Annotated in this window: 1 pseudogene; it reads right to left on the minus strand. The window is 80.8% G+C overall.

Annotated elements, in window-relative coordinates:
• Positions 1–287, minus strand: a pseudogene (locus JNW98_RS03890) (hypothetical protein); the annotation flags it as partial.

The following is a 287-nucleotide window of genomic DNA, read 5'->3' on the forward strand; positions in this document are numbered from 1 at the left end:
AGCAGCGCTCCGCCCAGCGCCCGAGCCGGCCGCGCCGCGTCCGGCGCTTCGTGGGCGACGCCGTAGACGCCCACGTCGCGTTCGGCGGCCGTCCGTGCCTGGAGGGCGAGCGATTCGGCGCGGGCGGCCTCCTTGGGAAGGTCGTCCGCGCATCGCCGCGCCAGCGCCAAGTGCCGCTCCGCCTCCGCGAGCCGCGTGCGGGCGCGGGCGCCGACGGCGCCCCGGTGGGTGGCGATGAAGTCGCGGGCACAGGCGACCCGCGCGCGGGCGGCGAGCAGGGCGCGGCC

This window comes from Streptomyces huiliensis, assembly GCF_020037025.1.
GTDB classification, from domain to species: Bacteria; Actinomycetota; Actinomycetes; order Streptomycetales; family Streptomycetaceae; genus Streptomyces; species Streptomyces huiliensis.